The sequence below is a fragment of the Nocardia sp. NPDC004151 genome, assembly GCF_042874235.1.
Taxonomy (GTDB): Bacteria; Actinomycetota; Actinomycetes; order Mycobacteriales; family Mycobacteriaceae; genus Nocardia.
Genome location: NZ_JBIAMR010000001.1, coordinates 128,766 through 149,479 on the forward strand (window position 1 = coordinate 128,766; position 20,714 = coordinate 149,479).

The 20,714-nt window shown below is 70.6% G+C and carries 15 protein-coding genes; 6 read left to right on the forward strand and 9 right to left on the reverse strand.

Going from position 1 to position 20,714, the window contains the following annotated elements:
- Positions 1 to 30 precede the first annotated feature (30 nt).
- Positions 31 to 1,434: a M1 family metallopeptidase gene (locus tag ACFYTS_RS00615; RefSeq protein ID WP_387300389.1), complete on the forward strand. Its 1,404-nt coding sequence runs from the start codon at positions 31 to 33 to the stop codon at positions 1,432 to 1,434.
- Here ACFYTS_RS00615 and ACFYTS_RS00620 read toward each other — a convergent pair whose 3' ends face one another.
- The 3 genes from ACFYTS_RS00620 to ACFYTS_RS00630 all read right to left on the reverse strand — a co-directional run bounded on the left by ACFYTS_RS00620 (position 1,435) and on the right by ACFYTS_RS00630 (position 4,352).
- The gene (locus ACFYTS_RS00620; protein ID WP_387300391.1) at positions 1,435 to 2,079 is read right to left on the reverse strand and encodes a LysE family translocator; all 645 of its coding nucleotides are present in this window, start codon (positions 2,077 to 2,079) and stop codon (positions 1,435 to 1,437) included.
- 86 nt (positions 2,080 to 2,165) lie between these two features.
- Positions 2,166 to 3,350 (reverse strand): pyridoxal phosphate-dependent aminotransferase, encoded by a 1,185-nt coding sequence (locus ACFYTS_RS00625; RefSeq protein ID WP_387300393.1) that lies wholly within the window; start codon positions 3,348 to 3,350, stop codon positions 2,166 to 2,168.
- A gap of 60 nt (positions 3,351 to 3,410) precedes the next feature.
- Positions 3,411 to 4,352 (reverse strand): sigma-70 family RNA polymerase sigma factor, encoded by a 942-nt coding sequence (locus ACFYTS_RS00630; RefSeq protein ID WP_357282604.1) that lies wholly within the window; start codon positions 4,350 to 4,352, stop codon positions 3,411 to 3,413.
- 137 nt (positions 4,353 to 4,489) lie between these two features.
- On the opposite strand from ACFYTS_RS00630, the gene ACFYTS_RS00635 reads away from it, so the two are divergent.
- A complete protein-coding gene (locus ACFYTS_RS00635) occupies positions 4,490 to 5,071 on the forward strand; it encodes a GNAT family N-acetyltransferase (RefSeq protein ID WP_357282606.1) in 582 nt (193 codons plus the stop codon).
- Positions 5,072 to 5,205: 134 nt separating this feature from the next.
- Here the strand turns inward: ACFYTS_RS00635 and ACFYTS_RS00640 are convergent, their stop codons facing one another.
- The 4 genes from ACFYTS_RS00640 to ACFYTS_RS00655 form a co-directional block, all read right to left on the reverse strand.
- Positions 5,206 to 6,300, reverse strand: a complete 1,095-nt coding sequence (locus ACFYTS_RS00640; RefSeq protein WP_387300396.1) for a 3-deoxy-7-phosphoheptulonate synthase — start codon at positions 6,298 to 6,300, stop codon at positions 5,206 to 5,208.
- 248 nt (positions 6,301 to 6,548) lie between these two features.
- Positions 6,549 to 6,911 (reverse strand): PH domain-containing protein, encoded by a 363-nt coding sequence (locus ACFYTS_RS00645; protein WP_387300398.1) that lies wholly within the window; start codon positions 6,909 to 6,911, stop codon positions 6,549 to 6,551.
- 41 nt (positions 6,912 to 6,952) lie between these two features.
- Positions 6,953 to 7,834 (reverse strand): oxidoreductase, encoded by an 882-nt coding sequence (locus tag ACFYTS_RS00650; protein ID WP_357282613.1) that lies wholly within the window; start codon positions 7,832 to 7,834, stop codon positions 6,953 to 6,955.
- A gap of 315 nt (positions 7,835 to 8,149) precedes the next feature.
- Positions 8,150 to 11,818, reverse strand: coding sequence for an amino acid adenylation domain-containing protein (locus ACFYTS_RS00655; RefSeq protein ID WP_387300401.1), 3,669 nt, complete (start codon positions 11,816 to 11,818; stop codon positions 8,150 to 8,152).
- A 108-nt stretch (positions 11,819 to 11,926) separates the two neighbouring features.
- Between ACFYTS_RS00655 and ACFYTS_RS00660 the strand changes: the two genes are divergently transcribed.
- Both ACFYTS_RS00660 and ACFYTS_RS00665 read left to right on the forward strand, forming a co-directional pair.
- Positions 11,927 to 13,552, forward strand: a complete 1,626-nt coding sequence (locus ACFYTS_RS00660; protein WP_387300403.1) for a (2,3-dihydroxybenzoyl)adenylate synthase — start codon at positions 11,927 to 11,929, stop codon at positions 13,550 to 13,552.
- Between the two features lie 26 nt (positions 13,553 to 13,578).
- The gene (locus tag ACFYTS_RS00665) at positions 13,579 to 14,448 is read left to right on the forward strand and encodes an oxidoreductase (RefSeq protein WP_387300405.1); all 870 of its coding nucleotides are present in this window, start codon (positions 13,579 to 13,581) and stop codon (positions 14,446 to 14,448) included.
- A 23-nt stretch (positions 14,449 to 14,471) separates the two neighbouring features.
- Here the strand turns inward: ACFYTS_RS00665 and ACFYTS_RS00670 are convergent, their stop codons facing one another.
- A complete protein-coding gene (locus ACFYTS_RS00670; protein WP_387300407.1) occupies positions 14,472 to 15,806 on the reverse strand; it encodes a salicylate synthase in 1,335 nt (444 codons plus the stop codon).
- Between the two features lie 208 nt (positions 15,807 to 16,014).
- Between ACFYTS_RS00670 and ACFYTS_RS00675 the strand changes: the two genes are divergently transcribed.
- Together ACFYTS_RS00675 and ACFYTS_RS00680 are read left to right on the forward strand one after the other, a co-directional pair.
- Entirely contained in the window at positions 16,015 to 18,384 is a 2,370-nt protein-coding gene (locus tag ACFYTS_RS00675) for a glycerol-3-phosphate 1-O-acyltransferase (RefSeq protein ID WP_357282625.1), read from the forward strand.
- The gene (locus tag ACFYTS_RS00680; RefSeq protein ID WP_387300409.1) at positions 18,381 to 19,928 is read left to right on the forward strand and encodes an HAD-IB family hydrolase; all 1,548 of its coding nucleotides are present in this window, start codon (positions 18,381 to 18,383) and stop codon (positions 19,926 to 19,928) included. The genes ACFYTS_RS00675 and ACFYTS_RS00680 overlap by 4 nt, the downstream gene beginning before the upstream one ends.
- Here the strand turns inward: ACFYTS_RS00680 and ACFYTS_RS00685 are convergent.
- Positions 19,925 to 20,626, reverse strand: coding sequence for a polyprenol monophosphomannose synthase (locus ACFYTS_RS00685; RefSeq protein ID WP_357282825.1), 702 nt, complete (start codon positions 20,624 to 20,626; stop codon positions 19,925 to 19,927). The genes ACFYTS_RS00680 and ACFYTS_RS00685 overlap by 4 nt on opposite strands.
- Between the last annotated feature and the right edge of the window lie 88 nt (positions 20,627 to 20,714).

Below are 20,714 nucleotides of genomic sequence, written 5' to 3' on the forward strand. Positions count from 1 at the left end.
ACGTGTGTGTGGAAAGGGCGGCTGGAGCGGATGCTTCGGAACTGGCGGTACCTGACGGTGGGGGCGGTACTGCTGCTGGGCGCGAACGCGGCTCCCGCGCAGGCGGATTCGAGCGACCCGCTGACGGGCGCGCCCGGCGCGGGCGATCCGTACTACCCGCTGGACGGCAACGGCGGCTACGACGTCGGCCACTACGACGTCACCATCGCCTACGACCCGCCGACGCATCAGCTGACCGGGGACACCCGCGTCGACGCGGTGGCGACCCAGGCGCTGCGGGTGTTCAACCTGGACTACAGCGGCCCAGCGGTGTCCAAGGTGACCGTCAACAACCTGCCCGCCTGGTTCGACCGCAACGGCGAGCACGAGCTGTCCGTCACCCCGCTGCTCCCGCTGCTCCCGGGCCTGCCGTTCACCGTGCGGGTGGAGTACGCGGGCGAGGTGACCGGCACCGAGGGCGAGGGCTGGGTGTTCTCGCCCAGCGGCGGCGCGTTCGTGGCGGGTGAACCGCATTCGGCGAGCAGCTGGTACCCGCTCAACGACACGCCCCTGGACAAGGCGACCTTCACCCTGCACGCCACGGTGCCGCAGGAGTGGGAGGTGATGTCGATCGGCGACAAGGTGTCCGACACCGTGCAGGGCGCGAACCGGACCGTGTCCTGGGAGATGCGTCAGCCGGTGATCGGCTACCTGACCACGGTCGCCGTCGACCGGTTCGAGTTCCTGGAACAGCGGCGCGCCAATGGAACTCCGCTGCTGAGCGCCTTCGCGCCGAGCGCGGGTCAGGGCCGGGACCTGGAGGCGCGGCTGCCCGAGATCCTGGACTTCCAGGAGGAGCTGTACGGCCCATACCCGTTCGACACCGCGGGCGGCCTCTACGTCGACACCGGGCTCCAATTCTCGCTGGAGACGCAGTCGCGCCCGATCTACGCGCCCTGGACCGATCTGAGCACCGTGGTGCACGAGATCGCCCACCAGTGGTGGGGCGATTCCATGTCGGTGAAGCAGTGGTCCGACGTCTGCCTGAACGAGTGCTTCGCCAGCTACACCGCCGACTACCTGTGGCCGGAACGCAAGGACGGCAAGGACGTCGACGCCGAGTACCGCGACACCGTCGCGAAATACCATGACAATCCGAAGTTCTGGGAGATCGCGCTCCAGAACCCCGGCAAGGACAACGAATTCACCGCGGTCTACTACCGGGGTCCGCTGTTCCTGCACGCGCTGCGCCGGACCATGGGCGACGCCGCGTTCTTCGGAGCGGTCCGTGATTTCGTCATGGCGCACCGGTACGGCAACGCGTCCATGCCGGAGTTCCGGACCTTCCTGGGGTCGCGCTCGCCGGTCGATCTGACCGGGTTCCTGGCCGCCTGGCTGGACCGCACCGACCGTCCGGCCGACGAGTTCCTCTACCCCGGCCCGCTGCGCGCCTGATCAGGCCGGGACCGGCCGCGCCCGGTCCGAGAGCACCAGGGCGGCCATACCGCCGAGCACCGACCCGGTGACGTATCGCTGCGCCCGCAGCCACAGCGGCCGCCGGCCCAGGAAGGTCGAGACCGCGCCCGCGCTCAGCACGATCAGGGCGTTCACGGTGACCGCGATGGCGATCTGCACCGCGCCCAGCGACAAGCTCTGCAGCCAGACCCGCCCGTGCGCGGGCACCACGAACTGCGGGATCAGCGCCATGTAGAGGATGGCGATCTTGGGGTTGAGCAGGTTGGTGACCAGCCCCATCGTGAACAGCCGCCGAGCCGGATCCGCGGGCAGCTCGGTCGGCGCGAACAGCCCGGCCCCGCCCGGCCGCAAGGTCTTCCAGGCCAGGTAGACCAGGTACAGCGCGCCCGCGACCTTCACCGTCAGATACAGCGCGGGCACCATGGCGAAGACCGCGGTGATCCCGGCCGTCGCGGCCGCCAGATACACCCCGAATCCGACCGCCACCCCGCCCAGTGACACGAGTCCGGCCCGCCGCCCCTGCGACACGGTCCGCGACACCAGATACATCATGTTCGGCCCCGGCGTGAGCACCAGCCCGAGCGCCGCGGCGGCCACGCCCAGCACCGCACTCGCTTCGATCATGCGACCGATTCTCCGGCCGCATCGGTCCGCTGTCGCGGTCCACTCACCACCGACTGGACCCCCGACCGGAGGCCACCGGGTCCGGGTCAGCGCACCGCTTCGGCCTGGTGGCCGGCCCGGAGGCGGCGCACGCCCTCGGCGATGGTCTCCTCCTTCTTGCAGAAGGTGAACCGCACCAGATGGTTCCACGCGGCCTTGTCGTCGGCGAAGACGCTGACCGGCACCGCGGCCACGCCGAGGCGTTCGGGCAGTTCACGGCAGAAGGCGTAGGCGTCGGACGCGCCGAGCGGTGTGATGTCGGCGCACACGAAATAGGTGCCGTCACTGCGTTTCACGCCGAAACCGGCCTCGGACAACGCCGCGGAGAGGCGGAGTCGCTTCTCCGCGAGGGTGTCGCGCAGCGCGGCCACCCACTGCTGCTCGTGGTCGAGGGCGTGGGCGACGGCGGGCTGGAACGGGCCGCCGCCGACGAAGGTGAGGAACTGCTTGGCGGCCAGCACCGCGTCCAGCAGCGGCGCGGGCGCGCAGGCCCAGCCGATCTTCCAGCCGGTGACGCTGAAGGTCTTGGCGGCACTGGAGATCACGATGGTGCGCTCGAACATGCCGGGCAGCGTGGACAGGCTGATGTGCTCGTGCCCGTTGTAGCAGAGGTGTTCGTACGCCTCGTCGGACATGACGTACAGGTCGTGTTCGACGGCGAGTTCGGCGATGGCGGTGAGATCGGCGCGCGAGAGCACGGTGCCGGTCGGGTTGTGCGGCGAATTCACCAGCAGCAGTCGGGTTTTCGGGGTGATGGCGGCGCGCAGGCTGTCCAGGTCGAGCGCGAAGCCGTCGCCGTCGGGCACCAGCCGGGCGGTGCGGCGCCGGGCTCCGGCCAGGGCGATGGCCGCCGCGTAGGAGTCGTAGTAGGGCTCTATGAGCACCACGTCGTCGCCGGGTTCGACCAGGCCGAGCACGGTGGCCGCGATGGCCTCGGTGGCGCCGACGGTGACCAGCACCTGGCTGTCGGGGTCGTAGTGGGTGCCGTAGCGGCGGGCGCGGTCGGCGGCGATGGCCTGCCGCAGGGCGGGTACGCCGCGGCCGGGCGGGTACTGGTTGAAGCCGTCGGCGATGGCCTGCCGCGCCACCTCGAGCATGCCCGCGGGGCCGTCGCTGTCGGGGAAGCCCTGGCCGAGGTTGACCGCGCCGTGACGGACGGCCAGTTCGGTCATCTCGGCGAAGATCGTCGACGCGAACGGCTGCAGACGGGCGACGGTCGGAATACGCGGCATGTCCGGAGCCTAATCCATCGCCGGGAACGGCCGGCGGCCGTGATTCACGGCACAGCCAGGTCAGCGCGGGAGCCGGATGCCGCTCAGTTTGTCCGGGTTCACCACGTCATAGACGCCCCACACCTTGCCGTCGCGCACGGTGAACGCGTACACCCGCCGCGGATTGCCCGCATAGCCGTCCCGGGCCGGGATCGAGTGCGCGAGAATGCCGTGCTGCCCGTTGACCAGGACCGGTTCGAGTTCCCGGCCGGGCGCGGGATCGCCGGGGCCGCCGCCCGCGCCGACCAGCATGAACTTGCGCCACAGCCCCAGCCACAGGCGCGCGTTCTTGTCCACGCCCGCAACCACATTGACCGCGGTGGACACCTTGCCGCCGCCGTCGCCGACGGTGCGCACGTCCGGATGCAGCGCCGCCACCACGGCGTCCACGTTCCCGCTGGCCAGCGCGTCCAGCAGGGTCCGCACCGCGGCCTCGTGCTCGGCGTCGGCGGCCGGTTCCGGCGCGTCCGACACCGCCTTGCGGGCCCGGGTGGCGAGCTGTCGCGCGGCATCGACGGAAACGTCCAGGATGTCGGCGATCTCGGTGAACGGCACCGAGAAGCCGTCGTGCAGAACGAAGGCCACCCGCTGCGGCGGAGTCAGCGTGTCCAGCACCACGAGGGCGGCGAACCGGAACTCCTGTTTGCGCATCACCGCGGCGAGCGGATCGGGGGTGCTGGACGGCGTCACCGCGGTGACCACCGGCTCCGGGAGCCACTGCCCCACATAGGTTTCGCGGCGCACCGCCGCGCTGCGCAGCCGGTCCAGGCAGAGCCGGCTGACCACGGTGGTGAGCCAGGCGCGCAGGTCGTGGATCTCGGATTGGCGGGCCGCGGCGAGCCGTAACCAGCTCTCCTGCACGGCGTCCTCGGCGTCGCTCACGCTCCCGGTGAGCCGGTAGGCCACCGAGACCAGATGCGGCCGATGCGTTTCGAACAAGTCGGCGAGGAGAGCGGCAACCATCGCACCGATCCTACGACCGGCCACCGACAGCGCTACAGCCGGTCACCGGTAGAGCCGGAGCGGGTCACCGGCCCAGCTGCACCCGGGCACCGAGAATTACCGATCGCGCCCGCCCGATTCCGTGACAGCATGACCGCATGGACGCGGAATTCCTCTCCGACGGCACGGTCTGGTTGTCGCCGCCCGCCGTCTCCGACATCGACGCCATCACCGCCCTGTGCCAGGAGCCCTCGATCGGCGCGTGGACCACCATGCCGGTCCCCTACCATCGCGCCGACGCGGAGAAGTTCATCTACGACATCGTCGGCCCCGGGTGGGCCGCCCGCAGCCCCACCTGGGCGGTGCGCGGGGCGGCCGACGGCCCGGTGGTCGGGATGATCGGCCTGAGCCCGCTCTATCCCCGCCGCGACGACGCGACCGCCGAGATCGGCTTCTGGCTCACCCCCACCGCCCGCGGCGCGGGCGTGATGACCCGGGCGGCGCGACTGGTGGCGGCCGTCGGTCTGGATCCCGAGGCGCTGGGCTTCGAGCGCCTGGAGTGGCGGGCCTTCACCGGAAACCATCCGTCCGCGGCCGTGGCCCGCCGCATCGGCATGCACTACGAGGGCCTGATCCGCGGCGGCGGCATGCAGCGCGGCGTCCGCCGCGACATCTGGGTGGCGGGGCGGCTGCGCACCGATCCGGATACACCCAGCCCCCACTGGCCCGCGGACCTCTGACCAGTCGATACCCGGAAAAGCGTTCGGCGCACACCCGCCGGACTGGGTGTGCGCCGAACTCAGTGTGCACGCCGGATGCGTTCGGCGCGAGGCGAACTCGCCGCGCCCGGGTGCGGGTCTATCGGATCGGGAACCTACGCGCGGCCCACGCGGCGCTGGGCGACCGCGTCCGCGAGGCGCTCCAGCTGGGCGACCGTGGTGTCCCAGTCGATGCAGGCGTCGGTGATGGACTGGCCGTAGGTGAGGTCCTCCGGCTTGCCGAGGGTGAGGTCCTGGCGACCGGCGACGATGAAGGACTCCATCATCAGGCCGACCACGGTGTCCTCGCCGCCCGCGATGCGCTCGGCCAGATCGGTGACCACGTCGACCTGCTTGTTGTGGTCCTTGTTGGAGTTGCCATGCGAAGCGTCCACCACGAGGCGCTGGGGCAGCGACGACTTCTCCAGGCGCAGCAGGGCTTCCGAGCAGGAGGCGGCGTCGAAGTTGGGGCCGTTGGAGCCGCCGCGCAGGATGACGTGGCAGTCCGGGTTGCCGGCGGTGCGGATGAGCGCGGAACGCCCGTCCAGGTCGGTGCCGGGGAACACGTGGGAGGCGGCCGCGGCGCGCACGCCGTCCACCGCGACCTGCACGTCGCCGTCGGTGCCGTTCTTGATGCCGACCGGCATGGACAGCGCCGAGGACAGCTGCCGGTGCACCTGGCTGGCGGCGGTGCGGGCGCCGATCGCGCCGTAGGCGACCAGGTCGGCGATGTACTGCGGGGTGATCGGGTCCAGGAACTCGCACGCCACGGGCAGTCCGAGCGCGGTGATGTCGACCAGCAGGCGGCGGCCCAGGTCCAGGCCGGTGTTGATGTCGAAGCTGCCGTCCAGGTGCGGGTCGTTGATCAGGCCCTTCCAGCCCAGCGTGGTGCGCGGCTTCTCGAAGTAGACGCGCATCACCACGTGCAGGCGGTCGTCCAGTTCGGCGGCCTTGGCGGCCAGGCGACGGGCGTAGTCCATGGCGGCTTCGGGATCGTGCACCGAACACGGGCCGACGATCACCATGAGGCGGTCGTCGGTGCCGTTGAGCACGTCGACGGTGGCCTTGCGGCCGGCGCGCACGGTGTCGGCGAGGGTGTCGTCGATCGGGTGGGCGGCACGGACCTCGCGCGGCGAGCTCAGCGGACTGACGCTGAGGGTGCGCTGGTCATCGAGATCGGCATGCCGGTCGAGATCGGCGGTGGTGGTCATGGGTGGTTTTCCTTGTCCCAGGCCGACCCACGGAGAATTGCGAAACCCCTTGGAGCCGGTCTGATTTCGTCCGGCTCGGGGTGGAGGATGTCAGCGCGAGGTCACGCCGCACGACCCACCCGGGGCCGGCTGGCTAAACCAGAAATACTGACGCTGCATGCCTGGCACTGTACCAGAGATCCATTTTCGTGCGTGTGGCGTACGCCACGGTCACTGGGACGGGCATCCCACCTGATGGGATACCCGGGTCAGCGCAGGATGTAGTGCAGGATCACGTCGTGCACGTGCCGTGTCTTGTCGTCGCCGCGGAACTCCACCTCGTAGGTGTGGTGCCCGGTGCTGATGGCGATGTGCCCCGACGAGAAGAACTGGCCCGCGAACGACTTGTTGGTCAGGATGCTCACGCTCGAGATCCGCGCGTAGGGGATGGACGTGATCGCGATCTTCTTACCCACGAACGAGTTGTCCTGGATGACGACCCGCCGGTCGGTGAGCCCCAGGAATCCGGTGCCCACGCCGATGGCGTCGTACACGGCGAGGATCTGCTCGCCCTGCATCAACCCCTGCCGGATCTTGTCGAGTTGATCCTGTCGATCGAATGGAATGCTCACCAACCCCGCCTTTCGGCTCAGCGATGCTCCCGGATTTCGGTTCAGCGGCGCACGAACGGATAGCTGACCTTGGTCAGCTGCTCGGACAGCTCCCACAGCCGCCGCGCGGTCACCTCGTCCTTGGAGGCCGCGCTGGACGGGCTGGGCCCGGGGTAGCCGCGCATGCCGCGCAGCCCGGTGGGCCCGTAGAAGCCGCCCGGCTCGACCTCGGCGGTCGCGGCGAACAGCGTTGGCAGCGCGCCCATCTCGGCGCTCTGCGCGAACAGCCTGTTGCCGATCGACATCAGGGTGTCGTAGATCGACTCGGTGTGCCCCTGCAGGTCGGTGGCGGCATACCCGGGATGCGCGGCCACCGACAGCTTCGCCGATCCGGCGGCGGTCAGGCGGCGCTGCAGTTCCCGCGCGAACATCAGATTCGCGAGCTTGGACTGTCCGTAGGCGGCCCAGCGCTGATAGCTGCGCCGCTCCCAGTCCAGGTCCTCGAGATCGATGCGGCCGATGGCGTGCATGCCCGAGGACAGCGTGACCACCCGGTCCCGGATCTTGTCCAGCAGCAGCCCGGTCAGCGCGAAATGGCCGAGATGGTTTGTGCCGATCTGCATTTCGAAGCCCTCGGCGGTGCGCTTGAGCGGCACCGCCATCACGCCCGCGTTGTTGATCAGCACGTCCGCGCCGTCGACCGAGTCGGCGAACTCGTGCACCGAGGCCAGGTCGGCCAGGTCCAGGCGGCGCACCTGCGCGTTCGGGCCGATCCGATCGGCCACCGCTCTCGCCTTCACTTCATTACGGCACGCCATGATCACCTTCGCGCCCGCGCCGGCGAGCGCTCGCGCGGTGGCCGCGCCCAGCCCGCTGTTGGCCCCGGTGACGATGAAGGTCCGGCCCGCTTGATCGGGGATGTCGGAGATGTCCCAGCCGCTCACGGCATCGAGTCTAGGGGCGCGGAGGCGCGCACGTCCGATGTCGGCGTTAACGGTTCCCGGACGCGGGATTTGCCGCCCGTCCCGAGCGGGTACCGAGCGCGGCGTGTCCGTGTCCTATTCACCCCTTTGACCTGCGTGAGCGGTAGCGTCCGCGACCATGGACGCCCTGATACTCGCGGGTTTGCCGGGCATTCTGGTCCTGATCTGGAAACAGGGCTCCCACCGATCCGTGTCGGCGGCCTGGTGGGTGCGCGCACTGAGATACCTGCCGCCGATCCCCGCACCCTGTGAAAGGGGCGCGGGGATCACGCCTTTTCAGGAGAGGGCGAGCACCTCGTCGTCGGACATGGCGGCCACCTCCAGGTAGAGGCTGGCCACGCCGTCGAGCCGGCCGGTGGCGCCGGCCCGGCGTTCCCGCTCCAGCAGCCGGGCGGTCAGACCCTCGACCGTGCGGGCCGCGAAGAAGTCCGCGACCACCGCGTCCGGGGAGTCCAGCCAGTCCCGCACGCGGGCGATGACCGCGGTGGCCAGCACCGAATCGCCGCCCAGGGCGAAGAAGTCGTCGGTCACCCCGACGGACTCGCGGCCCAGCACCGACGCGATGATGTCGGCCACGGCGCGCTCGACATCGGTTCGGGGCGCGACGAATTCGCCCGCCCGCTCGCCCTCGGCCAGCAGCCCGGCGATGGCTTTGCGATCCGGTTTGCCGTTCGAGGTGAACGGCAGCTCGGCGAGCGTCTCCACTCGATCCGGAATCATGTAGGCGGGCAACAGATTCGCGGCCGTCTCCAGCAGCACCGGGACGTCCAGGGCGACGCCGTCGTCGGCCACCAGGACGGCGGCCAGCTTCGGCGCGGCCGCGCCCACCACGGCGGCGATGGCGTGCCGCACACCCGGCAGGCCGCGCAGCACGCTCTCCACCTCACCGAGTTCCACCCGGTAGCCGCGGATCTTGACCTGATGGTCGGCGCGGCCCAGGAATTCCAGGCAGCCGTCGGGCAGATAGCGGGCCAGATCGCCGGTGCGGTACCAGTTCAGGCCGTCGTGGGTGACGAACCGGTCGGCGGTGCGCTCCGGGTCCCCGCGGTACCCGGCGGCCACACCCTCGCCGCCGATCCACAGTTCACCCGTCACCCAGTCCGGGCAGTCCTGACCGGACGGGCCGACCACCCGGCAACGCACATTGCGCAGCGGGGTGCCGTACGGGACGGCCGACCACTCCGGCGGCACCTCGGCATTCACGACCTCGCGGATCGTGGAGTGGATGGCCGTCTCGGTGGCCCCGCCCAGCCCGGCGAACCGGCAGCCGGGAGCCACCGCGGCGAGGCGGCCCGGCAGCGCCACGTCCACCCAGTCGCCGCCCAGGATCACCGTGCGCAAACTGTCCACAGGTTTCCCGGCCGCGGCCTCCAGCGTCATGTCCAGCAGGCTGGGGACGCAGTTCAGCACCGACACCCGGTGGCGGCGGATGAGTTCCACCCAGCGGCCCGGCTCCGCGCGCTGTCCCTCATCCAGCGCGATCACCGCGCCGCCGGCGCTCAGCAGACCGAAGATGTCGTAGACGGACAGGTCGAATTCGAGCGCCGACAGGGCCAGCGCCCGATCATCCACCCCGATCCCGAAGCGTTCGTTCAGGTCGTCGATGGTGTTCATGGCGGCCCGGTGCGGCACCTCCACACCCTTCGGCCGCCCGGTGGAGCCGGAGGTGAACAGCACGTAGGCGATGGCCTCCGGATCCGGGATCACGGCCTGCGCCAACGGCTCCGGGTACTCCCGCGCCGCGCGCAAGGCCACGGTCGGCAGCCCGGGCACCTCGCCGCCGGTCGTCACCGCCGCGACGACCGCGCCGGTCCGCAGGATCTCGGCGCGCCGCCGGTCGGGCTGGTCGAAACCGATCGGCACGTACACGGCCCCCGCGGCCAGTACACCGACGGTAGCCAGGATCTGATCCGCGCCCTTCGGCAACTGCACGGCGACCGCGTCGCCCGGCCGCACACCCACCGCCCGCAGCGCACCCGCCACCGCGAGCGCCTGCGCGGCCAGCTCCCGATACGTGAGAATGTCTGCGACGACGCCCGATTCACGGCCGTCCGTCGCACCCGTCGGATCGACGCGGTCGGACTCCCAGACTATCGCCGGAGCGTCCGGGTTCGCGGCGGCGTGGTCGAACAGGCCGCTGTGCAGCGCGCTGCCGCTGACCGGGCCGTCGGTGGCGTTCACCTGGGCGCGAACTACCGCCTGCTCCACGGGAATTCGCACCGCGGCCTCGGCGTCCCATCCCGCGCCACCGAAACCGGCGGTGGTGTGGGCGGCATCGGCGTCCGGACCGGGCTCGTCACTGCCCGCGAGGCGCAGGACTGCGTCGATGTAGCGGGTGAACATGGTCTCGACCATGGCCGGCGGGAAGGCGTCGGAGCGGACGTCCCAGTTCAGCAGCAGACCGCCGCGAACTTCGGTGACCTGCGCGTCGAGCAGTACCTGCGGACCCTGCGAGATGATCCAGACCGGGTCGCCGAAGGTGTCGGTGACCTGGTCGGCGAACAGCTCGCCCAGATTGATGGCGCTGGTGTAGACGATCGGGGCCAGCACCGGTTCGGCGCGCAGGCGGCCCAGATCGCGCAGCACCTCCAGGCCGGTGTAGCCGGAATGCGCTCCGGCGGCGTGCAATTCGCGCTGCAGCGCCCGGGCGCGCTCGGTGACGGTAGCCGGCTCGGTGACGTCCACCTCCAGCAACACCGAGGAGGTGAAGTCGCCGACCACGCCGTCCACCTGCGGGTGCACCGGTTCCCGGTGGAACAGTGGCAGATTCAGCAGGAACCGGCGCTGTGCCGACCAGCCGCCGATACTCTCGGCGAACACCGAGGCCAAGGCCATGGCCGGGGTGATGCCGCGGGCGTGCGCCGCGGCGAACATGCGGCCCTTGGCCTCCGGCGACAGCCAGCGGTGCAACCGTACGGTCCGCGCCGCCCGCTCCCCCGGCTCCGCCACCGCGGCCTCGGAAGCCCGCGGCAGTTCCGGCGCGCCCGGCAGCTCGGGCAGGCGGGCCTGCCACCACGCGCGGTCGGCGGCGTGTTCCGGTGCGGGACCGGCATGTTCGGCCAGGTACTCGCGGAAGGTGTAGTCCTGGGGCGGCAGCTGCTCACCGTGGTACAGGCGCGCCAGGTCCGCGACCAGGATGCGGTAGCTCATGGCGTCGGCCGCGAGCATGTCCACGTCCAGGTGCAGACGGGTGCGGCCCTCCGGCAGCCGGGTCAGCGCGATATCGACGACCTGCCCGTCCTCGACGGCCATCAGCTGGTGGGTCCGGCGGTCCCGCAGCTCCTCCAGCGCCCGTTCCACCGCCTCGGGCGCGGCGTCGCGCAGGTCGGTGACGCTCCAGACGTCCCGGCCCGGGCGCTCCAAGGTCTGCTGCGTGCCGTCGGGCAGGAACCGGGTGCGCAGCATCGGATGCCGCCGCACCAGCGCCTCGACCGCGGCGCCCAGGCGGGCGGGATCGACACCGGCCCCGTCGAATTCGACGTAGAGGTGAGCGGCGACGGCGCCGAGTTGCTGACTGTCGGACCGCCCGATCCAGTACGCGTGCTGCATGGGCGCGAGCGCGAACGGGGCGCCGTCGTCGACGCCGGTTTCGAGGTCATCGGCCGCCGCGACGCCGACCGCGGCGAGCTCGCTACTCGGCTCCGGTCCCGAATCAGCCTGCGCGGCCTCGCGATTGGTCTCCGCCGCGCTCTCCTCGCCGGTCCCGCTCAGCAGGCCGTGCCAGGCGGCGACCGTGGGCTCGGCGGCGAGCTGGGCGAAGTTCACGGCCAGGCCGCGCTTGCGCCAGCCGCCCGCGAGTTTCATGGTGCGGATGGAGTCGAGGCCGAGCTGGATGAGGTCGTCGTGGTCGGCGATATCGGCCGGTTCGAGACCGAGGTGTCCGGCGATGGCGGCACGGATCTCGTCCCGGGCGATGTTCGCCGACGGCCCCTGGGGTGACTCCATTCCGCTGGTACTCCTTGTTCGACGGGATCGATGGGCAGAAGCGTAACCCATTGAGATAGGGTTGCCTAACCTATGCAAGGACACCCTTACCAGCAAGAGGTCAGAGCCGTGACAACGACCGCACCCGCCGCCGCGGGCCACCGCGACGGATTCGTCGCCTTCCCCGCCGACCTCGCCGAGCGGTACCGGCGCGAGGGCTACTGGGCGGGCCGCCCGCTCGGGGAACTCCTGCGCGACGCCGCCCGGCAGTGGCCCACGCGGCCCGCGCTGCTGAGCGACGAACCCGGCCGCGCCCCGGCCACCTACGCCGACCTCGACCGCGCCGCGGACCGGATGGCGCACGGCCTCCTGAAGCTCGGCATCCGATCCGGTGACCGCGTGGTGATCCAGCTGCCCAACACCCCCGCGTTCCTGCCGCTGCTGTTCGGCGTGCTGCGCGCGGGGATCATCCCGGTGCTCACCCTGCCCGCGCACCGCCGCGCCGAAATCGAGCATCTGGCCCGGCTTTCCGGCGCGGTCGCCTACATCGCGGCCGACCGGCTCGGCGACTTCGACTACCGCGCCCTGGCCGCCGAGGTCCGCCCACAACTCCCGGACCTGCGCCACATCCTGATCCTGGGCGACCCCGGGCCGTTCACCGACCTGGATTCGATTCCCGCCGACGGTGATTCGCTGCCCGAGGTGGACGCCTCCGACATCGCGCTCATGCTGGTGTCCGGCGGCACCACCGGACTGCCCAAGCTGATCGCGCGCACCCACGACGACTACGTCTACAACGCCACCGCCAGCGCCGCGGTCTGCGAACTCGGGCCCGACGACGTATACCTCGCGACCCTGCCCGTCGCCCACAACTTCCCGCTCGCCTGCCCCGGCGTGCTCGGCACCGTGGCCACCGGCGGGGCCATGGCGTTCGTCACCGACCCCAGCCCGGAGAGCGCCTTCGCCGCGATCGAACGGCACCAGGTGACCGTCACCGCCGTGGTGCCGCCGCTGGCCCAATTGTGGTGCGCGGCAGTGGAATGGGAGGACGCGGACCTGTCCTCGCTGCGACTGCTCCAGGTCGGCGGCGCGAAACTGGCCGAGGTGAACGCCCGCGAGGTCGCCCCCGCCCTGGACTGCCGCCTGCAGCAGGTGTTCGGCATGGCCGAGGGCCTGCTCAACTACACCCGCGCCGACGACTCCGACGACCTGGTGTGCACCACCCAGGGCCGTCCGCTCGCCCCCGGCGACGAGGTGCGGGTGGTGGACGAGCACGGCCACGACGTCGCCGACGGCGAGGAGGGTGAACTGCTCACCCGCGGCCCCTACACGCTGCGCGGCTACTACCGCGCCCCCGAGCACAACGCCCGTGCCTTCACCCCCGACGGCTTCTACCGCAGCGGCGACCTGGTGCGCCGCCTGCCCAGCGGCCACCTGATCGTGTCCGGCCGCATCAAGGACGTGATCAACCGCGGCGGCGAGAACATCTCCTGCGACGAACTCGAGGAGCATCTGCTCGCCTATCCGGGCGTCCGGCACGCGGCCGCCGTGGGCCTGCCCGACGCGGCCCTGGGTGAGAAGGTCGGCGTGTTCCTGGTGACCGAGGGCGAGCTGCCGTCGCTGGCGGCGGTCAAGACCTTCCTCACCGAGCGCGGCCTGGCCACCTACAAACTCCCGGATGTATTGCGGCAGACCGATTCCCTGCCCGTGACGGCGGTCGGCAAGATCGACAAGAAGGCCCTCGCCGCGCGCTGAGAGCCGTTCCGTCATAGAGTTCACCTATGGGTGGGTGGAACGAATCGGATATTCCTGACCAGAGTGGCCGGATCGTCATCGTCACCGGAGCGACCAGCGGCCTGGGCGAGGCCACCGCGCGCGCCCTGGCCGCCGCCGGAGCGCGCGTGATCATGGCCTGCCGCAATGAGATCAAGGCGCGGGCGGTGGCCGCCACCATGCCCGGGGACGTCCAGATCCGCGCCCTCGATCTGGCGGACCTGGCCTCCGTGCGCGCTTTCGCCGGCACCGTCGACCGGGCCGACGTCCTCATCAACAACGCGGGCGTGATGGCGGTGCCCAAGCGGGCCACCGCCGACGGCTTCGAATTGCAGATCGGCACCAACTATCTCGGCCATTTCGCGCTGACCGGCCTACTGCTGAACCGGATCTCGGAGCGCGTGGTCAACACCTCCAGCCTCACCCACCTGATCGGGCGCATCGACCTGGAGGACCTGAACTGGGAGCGGCGCGCCTACTCCCGGTTCGGCGCGTACGCGCAGTCCAAACTCGCCATGCTGCTGTTCACCTACGAACTCCAGCGGCGGCTCACGGTCACCGGATCGGCCAGACTGGCGGTCGCCGCGCACCCCGGCTACGCCGCCACCGAGATCAGCTCCGAGACCCAGAACGTGCTCGAACAGCTGGTCGGCCTCGGCAACCGGCTGATCGCGCAGAGCGCCGACATGGGCGCGCTGCCGACCCTGTACGCGGCCACCGCGGATGTCGAACCCGGCGCCTACTACGGGCCGGACCGGTTCAACTGGCGTGGCCACCCGACCCGGGTCGGCTCCAACGCCGCCTCCCACGACGAGAAAACCGCCCGGCAGCTCTGGGAGCTGTCCGAGCGGTTGACGGCTGTCGAATTCCCGATCTGACCTGCAGATCGCCGGTTCGGGGATCAGGCCCGCACCACGTACGGCGCGACGCTGCCCAGCTTCTCGCAGGTCTCCTCGAACTCCCGCTCCGGCCGCGACTGCCCGACCACGCCCGCGCCCGCGCGCAGCCAGGCGCCCGCACCGGACTGGTAGACCGCGCGCAGCACCAGCGTCGCCTCCAGCGCGCCGTCGGGGGAAACCGTCACCACCGCACCGGAATACAGGCCGCGCGGATCGTGGTCGAGGCGGAATACCGCGTCCACGCCCTCGGCCTTGGGGATGCCGGAGGCGGTGACGGACGGGAACAGCATCTCCAGCGCGTCCCACGGGCTGCGGTCGGCGGCCAGCCGCCCACGCACGGTGGAGGCCAGGTGCTGCACGCTGCCGCGCTCACGGACCGCCATGAAGTCGGAGACCGCAGTGGTGTCCGGCTCGGCGACCGCGGCGATCTCGGCGAACGAGGTCTGCACCGAGATGGCGTGCTCGACGATCTCCTTCGGGTCGCGCACCAGGTCGGCGCGGGCGGCCAGGTCGATGTCGTCGCCGCGGCCGAAGGCGCGGGTCCCGGCCAGCGGCTCGGTGGTGACCACCCGGTCGCGATCCACGGCCGCCACCAGTTCCGGGCTGAAGCCCGCGGCCTCCAGGCCGCCCAGGCGCAGCAGGAACGAGCGCGCCGGGGTGTTGTTCGCGCGGCCCAGGCGGTAGGTGGCGGGGATATTGACCGCGAAGGGCAGATCGACCTTCCGGGACAGAATCACCTTCTGGTACTTGCCGGCCCGGATCTCGGCCACGCCCGCGGCGACCCGGTCCTGATAGCCAGTCGGGTCCGGGGTGACGTCCACGGGATACGCGACGGGCAGCGCGGTGTCCTGCGCGGCGGCGATCAGCTCGTGGATGTCGCCGGTCTCGGCGGGCGTCGCGCCCGACACCCGCACGCCGGTGGCGTCGATGCGGACCTCGATGCGCGGAATCATCAAGTGCGCCAGGGTGGCCCGCGGGTGCACGTGCTCGGTCGCGCCCAGCGACCAGGCGCAGAACTCGAAGCCGATCCAGCCGAAGGCGTTGCGGCCCTCCAGGGGCAGCCCGGCCAGCGCGCGGTCGAGGGCCTGCGCCGGATTGCCCGACCACGGTCCCGCGGTGGTCTGTCCGTCCCAGCTCACCCGCAGTTCGCCCGCGTCCAGCTCGACGCCGCCCAGCGGGTCGGCGGCGAAGACCCATTCGCCGGGCCGTTCGTAGACCACGTACTCACCGAAGCGATCCGCCGCCGCCAGCGCGGTGACGGCCGCGACCGGATCGGTGACGTACTCTCCCCACCGCTGCTCCCCCTCGAGCCGTACCCGTTCGTCAGCGACCGACACCAGACCTCCAAGGTTATGCTTACCTAACTCGGGAGTGAGGTTAGCATTACCTTTCCATTTGTGGGGAGGCCCGCATCGCGACGTCCGTCACCACCACCGCGCAACACCGCGAAACTCCGGGTCGGACCGGTGAATTGCCCGACCTCCCGTCCCACCGCCCCGGTTTGGGCTTCAATGGATCGCAGCGGCTCAGGCGGAGGGAACGAAGATGCTCGATCACGACAGTCGGCTCCCCGAAGCCGCGCTCACCGCCCCGCAATCCGTGGTCGCCCTGGTCGACGCCGCCTCCCGGGTGGAACGCGAACTCATCGGGGGCTGGCTCGCCGAAGGCGGCATCACCCAGGAGTTCGGCACCTCCGCCCCCGTCACCCAAATCGACCTCGACCCCGCCGCCGTCACCGACCGCCTCGTCGGACGCGCCGACGACCCGCTGGTGGTGCCGGTCCGCGTGCTGTGGCTGCCGCCCGAACGAGACGGCGTGCGCCGCACCACCTTCAGCGACCTGCTGTCCCTGTCCAACCCGCGCAAACCGCACCGGTTCATGCAGCGGCGGCTCATCGGCAAGGCGCCCGACCGGCACCTGATCCTCACCGGGCAGCCGGCCCGGCTCAGCGAGCTGCGCGCCAACAACCCCGGATCCGCCATCGTGCCCGACGCTTTCGGGCGGGCCATCGTGCGCGCGGGCATCGTCGCGCTGGAACGCGCTGAGCGCGCCGTCATCGGCGACCGGTACAAGGTGCCGCGACTGGTGGTCGAGGAGATCCTGGACTCCCCCGAATTCCTGCGCCGGCTCGACATCATCGCCCTGGAATCCGGACTCCCCCCACGCGAGGTCTACCGGCGTGCCGAGCGAGGCCTGCGCGAACTCGTCGCCGCCCAGAGCCGCCTCGTCTCCGACCTGTTCACCCAGGCCATGCGGCCCGTCCACGCCTCCACCTGGAACGTCGACGCCGACGAGACCGGACTCGACCGGTTGCGCTCGCTCAACCGCCGCTATCCGCTGGTCTTCCTGCCCTCGCACCGCTCCTACGTGGACGCCTTCGTGCTCGGGGACATCCTGGCGCGCAACGACTTCCCGCCCAACCACGTGGTCGGCGGCGCCAACCTCAAGTTCTGGCCGATCGGGCCGATCGCCCGGCGTACCGGAACCGTCTTCATCCGCCGCAGTTTCGGCGACGACGAGGTCTACAAGGCCGTCGTCGAGGAGTACTTCGCCTACCTGCTCACCAAACGCTTCAACCTGGAGTGGTACTTCGAGGGCGGGCGCACCCGCACCGGCAAACTCCGGCCGCCACGCTACGGACTGCTGAATTACCTTGCGGCGGCGCTGCGTTCGAAACGCATCGACGACGTCATGCTGGTGCCGGTCTCCATCACCTACGAACGGCTCAACGAGATCGGGGCCATCGCCGACGAACAGACCGGCGGCCGTAAACAACCCGAGGGCCTCACCTGGCTGGCCCGCTACGTCCGCAACCAGCAGCACTCCGCCGGGCACGTGTACGTACGCTTCGGCACCCCGCTCTCGGCCCGCGACCGCCTCGCCGCCAACGGGGATCCGCTGACCGGACACCAGGATCCGGGCACCGAACAAGCCGTCGAACGCGAGCAGCTGGCCGTACAGCGGCTGGCCTTCGAGGTCGCCGTCGGCATCAACGAGGTCACCCCGATCACCGTCAACGCGCTCACCACCCTGGTGCTGCTCGGCGTCCACGAACGCGCGCTGACCCGGCCCGAACTCCGCAACGCCATCGCGCCCGTACTCGGCTACATCGAGAGCCGCGGCCTGCCGACCGGCGAGCTCGACACGCTGCGCGACGATCACGGGCTCGCCGTGGTCCTCGAACAGCTGGCCGTCGCCACCGTCGTCACCGTGTACCGGGCCGGACTGGAACCGGTGTACGCCATCAACGCGGGCGCGCACCTCGAGGCCGCGTTCTACCGCAACAGCGCCGTGCACTGGTTCGTGAACCGCGCCATCCTCGAACTCGCGGTCCTCACCGCCGTCGAAGCCCCCGAAGGCGACCAGCTGCGCGCCGGGTGGGACGCCGCCTACCGCCTGCGCGACCTGCTCAAGTTCGAGTTCTTCTTCCCCGAACGGGCCGAATTCACCACCCAGCTCACCGCCGAGATGCTGCGTGTGGACCCCGAATGGCATCACCGGACCGCCGCGGGCACCCTCGGCTCCGAGATCCAGGCCCGGCTCGCCGATTCCGGCTTCATGATGGCCCACCGCGTGCTGCGCTCCTTCTTCGACGCACAACTGGTGGTGGCCGAACGGCTCGCCGCCCGCGATCCGGTCGACCCCGTCGACCGCAAGGCCCTCATCGACGAATGCCTCCAGGTCGGCAAACAGATGCTGCTGCAACAACGCCTGCACAGCCCCGAATCGGTGTCCTCGGAATTGTTCGGCAGTGCTGTCAAACTCGCCGACAACCACGGCCTGCTGACCCCCGCCGGCGATCCGGCCGACCTGGCCGCCCGGCGCAGCGCCTTCGCCGCCGAACTGCGCGCCATCGGGCAGCGCATCACCCGGGCGGCCACCCTGGACCCGTCCAACCGAATGGAAGCGTTGTGACCCACCGGGTCCGGGGCCGCGCGGCGGGACGCACCAACCCGACCCTGCGACCCGGCGTCGGTGTCACCCAGCGGCCCATCGGCGCACAGGATCTCGCCACCGCCCTCGAGGCCGTGCGCACCGGACCGCAGGGCCCGCAGGTCGCCGCCATCTTCGACTTCGGCGGCACCGTCGTGCACGGCTTCAACCCGCCCCCGCTCGCCCGCCGCCTGCTGCGCCGCGGCAGCGCCCGCGGTGCGCTCACCGCCAGCCTGCTCGGCAGTATCCGCGGCGCCCGCAGCGAAGGCGAATACGAACGCTTCCTGCAATCGGCCATGTACGACTGGGCCGGGGTGCCCGAAGCCGACCTGATCGACCTCGGACGGCAGGTGTTCGCGCGCAACGTGTACGGGCACATCTACCCCGAGGCCTGGCGGCTGGTCCGCGAGCACGAGGCCGCCGGCCACACCCTGGTCCTGATCAGCTCGATCAGCCGCTACCAGGTGGAACCCGTCGCCGCCGAACTCGGCATCCCGCACGTGCTGTCCACCGCCATGGCCGTGCAGGACGGCGTGCTCACCGGGCATGTCGAGGGAAAGACGCTGTGGCGCAACGGCAAGGCCGACGCCGTCCGCCGCTTCGCCATCGCCCACGACATCGACCTCACCCGCAGCTGGGCCTACGCCGACAGCGCCGCCGACCTGCCGCTGCTCCAGACCGCCGGGCACCCGGTGGCCGTCAACCCGGACCCGCGCGTCGTGCTCGAGGCGGCCGAAAGGGAATGGCCGGTCCTGCATTTCCGGCCCCGGCAGGCCCCCAGGGCCACCGACTACGCCCGCACCCTGGCCGGATTCACGGGTCTACTCGGCGGGGCGCTGTTCGGCGTGGCCGCCAAGGCACACACGAAACAGCGCCGCCAGATGGCGGATTCGATGATGACCCACGCCGCCGACTCGACCCTGCGCGGCACCCAGGTCAAGGTGCGGGTGACCGGCGCGGAACACGCCCGCGCGCCCCGACCGGCGGTGTTCATCTTCAACCACCAGAGCCAGTTCGACATCGTGGTGCTGGCCGAGGTGCTGGGCGCCGGATTCACCGGCATCGCCAAACGCGAGATCACCAAGAACCCGGTCTTCGGGCCCCTCATGCGGTTCGTGGAGGTCACCTTCATCGACCGCGCCGACACCAAGGCCGCCAAGGCCGCGCTGGAACCGGTCGTCGACACCCTGCGCGGCGGACTGTCGGTGGTGATCGCCCCCGAGGGCACCCGCTCCCTGACGCCGCGCGTCGGCGCCTTCAAGAAGGGCGCGTTCCACATCGCCATCCAGGCGGGCGTGCCGATCATCCCCGTGGTGATCCGCAATGCCGGCGAGATCGCCTGGCGCAACTCCGCGATCGTCCGCAAGGGCGTGGTGGACGTGGCCGTCCTACCGCCGATCGATGTCAGCGGCTGGGACCCGGCCCGCCTGGACGCGGAAGTGGAGCAGGTCCGACAGTTGTTCGTCGACACGCTGCTCCACTGGCCTGGCGATACGGGTAAAACCCCTAGCGCCGGGAGTTCTTAAACCGCCCGCCCGAACAGCAGCTTCCACGGCATGGCCGCGGACTCGAGCTGCACCTTGAGGCTCATCTTCGAGGCGCCCTTGGTGCGCTCCTCGAAGCGGATCGGCACCTCCGCGATGGAGATGCCCTTCTTGACGGTGCGGTAGTTCATCTCGACCTGGAACGAGTAACCGTTCGACTTGATCGAGGCCACGTCGATGGCGCGCAGCGTGTCCGCTTTCCACGCCTTGAACCCGGCCGTGGCGTCCTTCACGCCCAGACGCAGGATCATGTTGACGTAGAAGTTGGCCCAGGCGGAGAGCGCCTTGCGGTACCACTTCCACTCCGCGGCGGTGGAACCGCCGGGGACGTACCGGGATCCGAGCACCACGCCGGCGTCGGTGGTCTTCAGCTTGTCGAGCATGGCCGGAATGACCTCGGCCGGGTGCGACAGGTCGGCGTCCATCTGGATCACCACGTCCGCGCCCTCGTCGAGCGCCTTGGTGATGCCGGCGATGTAGGCGCGGCCCAGGCCGTCCTTCTCCGTCCGGTGCAGCACGCTCACCACGTTCGGCAGGTCGGCGGCCAGCTTGTCCGCGACCTCGCCGGTGCCGTCCGGTGAATTGTCGTCCACCACCAGCACATGCAGGTCCTCCACCGGCAGTGCGGTCAGCCGCTCCACCGCAACGGGCAGGTTCTCCCGCTCGTTGTAGGTCGGCACCACCACGGTGACCTTCAAGGTACGCCCTCCCGATCGGTCGTCTTCTGGCTCAGAAACCGTACCTGGTCCGCCTGAGTGCCTCGTGAGC

What these genes read in the sequence shown, in the direction of transcription:
- ACFYTS_RS00615 (WP_387300389.1), top strand. Translation starts at nt 31, where the DNA reads ATGCTTCGGAACTGGCGGTACCTGACGGTGGGGGCGGTACTGCTGCTG.
- ACFYTS_RS00620 (WP_387300391.1), bottom strand. Translation starts at nt 2,079, where the DNA reads ATGATCGAAGCGAGTGCGGTGCTGGGCGTGGCCGCCGCGGCGCTCGGG.
- ACFYTS_RS00625 (WP_387300393.1), bottom strand. Translation starts at nt 3,350, where the DNA reads ATGCCGCGTATTCCGACCGTCGCCCGTCTGCAGCCGTTCGCGTCGACG.
- ACFYTS_RS00630 (WP_357282604.1), bottom strand. Translation starts at nt 4,352, where the DNA reads ATGGTTGCCGCTCTCCTCGCCGACTTGTTCGAAACGCATCGGCCGCAT.
- ACFYTS_RS00635 (WP_357282606.1), top strand. Translation starts at nt 4,490, where the DNA reads ATGGACGCGGAATTCCTCTCCGACGGCACGGTCTGGTTGTCGCCGCCC.
- ACFYTS_RS00640 (WP_387300396.1), bottom strand. Translation starts at nt 6,300, where the DNA reads ATGACCACCACCGCCGATCTCGACCGGCATGCCGATCTCGATGACCAG.
- ACFYTS_RS00655 (WP_387300401.1), bottom strand. Translation starts at nt 11,818, where the DNA reads ATGGAGTCACCCCAGGGGCCGTCGGCGAACATCGCCCGGGACGAGATC.
- ACFYTS_RS00665 (WP_387300405.1), top strand. Translation starts at nt 13,579, where the DNA reads ATGGGTGGGTGGAACGAATCGGATATTCCTGACCAGAGTGGCCGGATC.
- ACFYTS_RS00675 (WP_357282625.1), top strand. Translation starts at nt 16,015, where the DNA reads ATGCTCGATCACGACAGTCGGCTCCCCGAAGCCGCGCTCACCGCCCCG.